The sequence below is a fragment of the Micromonospora globispora genome, from assembly GCF_003857015.1.
GTDB classification, from domain to species: domain Bacteria; phylum Actinomycetota; class Actinomycetes; order Mycobacteriales; family Micromonosporaceae; genus Micromonospora; species Micromonospora globispora.
Window position 1 is genome coordinate 1 of record NZ_QGGF01000264.1, and the last position, 3,638, is coordinate 3,638.

Genomic DNA, 3,638 nt, shown 5'->3' on the forward strand with positions numbered 1-3,638 from the left:
TGGGGACTGGCCGGCACCGGGTAGGTGTCGGCCGGCTCGACGGTGCGTGACCTCCTGCGGCAGCACGGCAGCTGTCGGGGTGGTGGGTCCGCCGCCCGGAACACGGGTGGCGATGCTGGCGGCCGCGACCAGGTGGCGGTGCCCGGAAAATGCGGCAGTGCGGGCAGGACAGGGTCCGCCTACGAGGTTTCGGAACCCGCCGCTGACAGGCGGGGCAGGTGGACGAGATGCCGCGCTCGTCCACCAGCCGCACAGTGATCCCGGCGAGGGTGGCCTTGTCGGTGAGGACCTGCAGGAGGCGGCCGACCTGCCACTGCCGCAGGTTGTGCCGCCGCCCCGCCGGGATGTTGAGCACGCCACGCGGGTCGCCGACGTGCAGCACACCGATCCGCTGTCGCACGGCCCAGGAGATCACGGTGCGGGCGGCTTCGTGCTGAGCCTGGCGAACCCGCCGCCGATGCCGGCCCTCGACGAGGCGCGCGCGGCGGCGGTACTGCCGCCAGCGCCGCGAACCCTTCTGCCCCGGCTTCGGTGCCCGGCGGGCGGCGGCGGGCTTTGGTGTCTGCGAGGTACATGCGGCGCTCGGCGCGGATCGCCCGTCCCGACACCAGCAGTCCCTCCCCGTCGCGGCCGGACACCGCATACGGGTGGATGATTCCCAGGTCCACCCCGGCCACCAGGCCCGGATCCGGTTCCTCACCGGGCGGATACACCGCCACTGGGACTTCGGCGGTCACGTCGAGGAACAAGCGGCAGCCCTCGCACAGCAGGGTGATCGACCGGACCTGCTCGACCGGATACGGGACCTCCCGCGCCAGGCGCACCCACAACGGCGGGGTGCCCTTGGCGGTCGGGATCCGCACCCGGCGCCCGTCGAGGGTGAACGTGCCGTGATACCAGCGCACGGGCACCAACCCACGACGGCGGCGCGGAAACCCCGCCGACAGGTCACCGTCCTTGCGGCGCTTGGCGGCCGCGAACCAGGCATCCGAGAACCGGCGCAGCACCGACCGGGCACCCACCGAGTCCAGCTCCGCGAACGTGCCCGGCCCCGACGCCGCCAACTCCCGGCGCAACTGCTGATAACCGGTCAGCGGCACGTCACGGCGGCGGCGCCGCCACGCGTTGATCTCCAGTACGCATGCCCACACGTCACCGGCCGAACGCAACAGACCGAAGCACCGCCGCCGCTGCACCGCCGTCAACCGCACAGCGACACGCGCCGTGCGATGCAGGACCGGTGGCGCGGCAGGATCCCGACGGCGAGGCACAAATCGAAGCCAACACCACCCGTACGACACTTACCCGACGGTGAACTCTTATGGTCATGGCACTAGCCGGACGGCGGCCGCGGGCCAGCGAGCGGCAATCGGTGACGGCCGTTACGGTGTGCGGGTGCGCGAGACGGCGAGGGGTTGGACAGCGGTCTGGTTGGTCGTGCTGGCCCTGGCCCAGGCGGTCGCGTTTCTCGTGGTGTGGCGCTTCGGCGTGCACACCCGGACCGGGCAGTGGCTCGACACCGTCGCGTTGACCGGCAACCAGATCGGCCAGGACCGCATCGACGGCCCGGTCAACCGGATGCTCAACGCGATGTCGGTGGTGTCCCTGCTGGTGGCGACCGCGGTGATCGGCTTCATCGCGCTGATCCGGGGCCGGAAGGCCCTCGCCCTCACCGCCACGCTGCTGATCGCCGGCGCCAACCTCAGCACCCAGCTGCTCAAGCACGTCCTCACCCGGCCGGACTTCGGCATCGACCCGGAGCGGGCGGCGGCGGGCAACAGCCTGCCCAGCGGCCACACCGCCGTGGCCGCGTCGGTCGCGCTGGCGCTGATCCTGGTCCTGCCCCGCACGGTACGGGCGCTCGGCGCGTTCCTCGGGGTCGGCTACGCAGCCGCCGCGGGCGTGGCCACCCTCTCCGCCGGCTGGCACCGGCCCAGCGACGCGGTGGCGGCTTTCCTCGTGGTGGGGGTCTGGGCGGCGCTCGCCGGCCTGCTGCTCCTGGCCACCCAACGGGAACGGGCGGCGGTCGTCGAAGCCGACGCGCACCGAACCGCCGCCCTGGTGCTGGGCGTCGGCGGCGCACTCGCCGTCGTGGCGTCCTGGCTCGCGCTGTCCTGGCTGGTCGACCTGCGGGACACCGCCGCGGACGAACTCGGCCACCGCGCGCTCCTCGTCGGGTACGCGGGCAGCGCGGCCGGCATCGCCGGAACGATAGCCGTGGTGGCCGCGCTGCTCCTCGCGGTCGTGCACCGCCTGGTGCCCCGATACAAGGGCTAGTTGTGCGGTGTCCACTAACGTTCGCCGGGTTGGTCGGCGTCGGGGAAGTGTCGTACGGGTGGTGTTGGCTTCGCCTCGTGCCTCGTCGTCGGGATTCTGCCGCGCCGCAGGTGGTGCATCGCACGGCGCGTGTCGCGTTGCGGGTAACGCCGGGCCAGCGGCGGCGGTGTTTCGGTCTGTTGCGTTCGGCTGGGGACGTGTGGGCATGCGTACTGGAGATCAATGCGTGGCGGCGTCGCCGCCGGGATGCGCCGCTGGCCGGTTATCAGGAGTTGTGTCGGGAGCTGGCGGTGTCCGGGCCGGACACGTTCGCCGAGTTGGGCAGCACGGGTGCGCGGTCGGTGTTGCGCCGGTTTTCGGATGCGTGGTTCGCGGCGGCGAAACGGCGCAAAGCGGGTGACCTGTCGGCGCGGTTTCCGCGCCGGCGGCGGGCGTTGATGCCGGTGCGCTGGTATCACGGCACCTTCACCGTCGGCGGGCGCCGGGTGCGCATCCCCACCGCCAGAGGCACCCTGCCGTTGTGGGTTCGGCTGGCGCGGGATCTGCCGTATCCGGTGGAGCAGGTCCGGTCGATCACCTTGCTGTGTGAGGGTGGCCGCCTGTTTCTGGACGTGACCGCCGAGGTCCCGGTGGCGGTGTATCCGCCCGGCGAGGAACCGGATCCTGCCCGGGTGGCCGGGGTGGATCTTGGTGTGATCCATCCGTATGCGGTGGCCGGTCCGGACGGAGAGGGGCTGTTGGTGTCCGGGCGGGCGATCCGCGCCGAGCACCGCATGCACCTGGCCGACACCAAAGCCCGCCGCCGCGCGGTGTCACGCCGGGCGCCGAAGCCGGGTGAGAAGGGTTCGCGGCGGTGGCGCAAGTACCGCCGCCGGGCCCGACTGGTGGAGGGCCGGCATCGGCGCAGGGTGCGCCAGGCCCAGCACGAAGCCGCCCGTACCGTGGTCTCCTGGGCGGTGCGCCAGCGTATCGGTGTACTGCACGTCGGCGACCCGCGTGGGGTGCTCGATATTCCGGCGGGGCGGCGGCACAACCTGCGGCTGCGGCAGTGGCAGGTCGGCCGCCTCCTGCGGGTCCTCACCGACAAGGCCACGCTCGCCGGGATCACTGTGCGGCTGGTGGACGAGCGCGGCACCTCGTCCACCTGCCCCGCCTGCCAGCGGCGGGTTCCGAAACCTCGTAGGCGGACCCTGTCCTGCCCGCACTGCACATTCTCCGGGCACCGCCACCTGGTCGCGGCCGCCAGCATCGCCACCCGTGTTCCGGGCGGCGGACCCACCACCCCGACAGCCGTCGTGCTGCCTGAGGTGGTCACGCACCGTCGAGCCGGCCGACACCTCCCCGATGCCGGCCGGTCCCGG

Annotated in this window: 4 protein-coding genes; 2 read left to right on the forward strand and 2 right to left on the reverse strand. The window is 72.7% G+C overall.

Annotation, left to right across the window (positions count from 1 at the left end; genetic code table 11):
• Nucleotides 1-253, reverse strand: a 253-nt coding sequence (locus DKL51_RS37120) for a hypothetical protein (protein ID WP_369008634.1), incomplete at its 3' end; no start/stop codon positions are given.
• The gene (locus DKL51_RS36295; protein ID WP_243420502.1) at nucleotides 180-1,205 is read right to left on the reverse strand and encodes a hypothetical protein; all 1,026 of its coding nucleotides are present in this window, start codon (nucleotides 1,203-1,205) and stop codon (nucleotides 180-182) included. The genes DKL51_RS36295 and DKL51_RS37120, both read right to left, overlap by 74 nt.
• Nucleotides 1,206-1,389: 184 nt before the next feature.
• Between DKL51_RS36295 and DKL51_RS12375 the strand changes: the two genes are divergently transcribed.
• Nucleotides 1,390-2,277, forward strand: a complete 888-nt coding sequence (locus tag DKL51_RS12375) for a phosphatase PAP2 family protein (protein WP_165823253.1) — start codon at nucleotides 1,390-1,392, stop codon at nucleotides 2,275-2,277.
• A gap of 110 nt (nucleotides 2,278-2,387) precedes the next feature.
• Nucleotides 2,388-3,638 (forward strand): RNA-guided endonuclease InsQ/TnpB family protein (locus tag DKL51_RS12380; protein WP_148097775.1); only part of this gene is annotated, 1,251 nt, incomplete at its 3' end.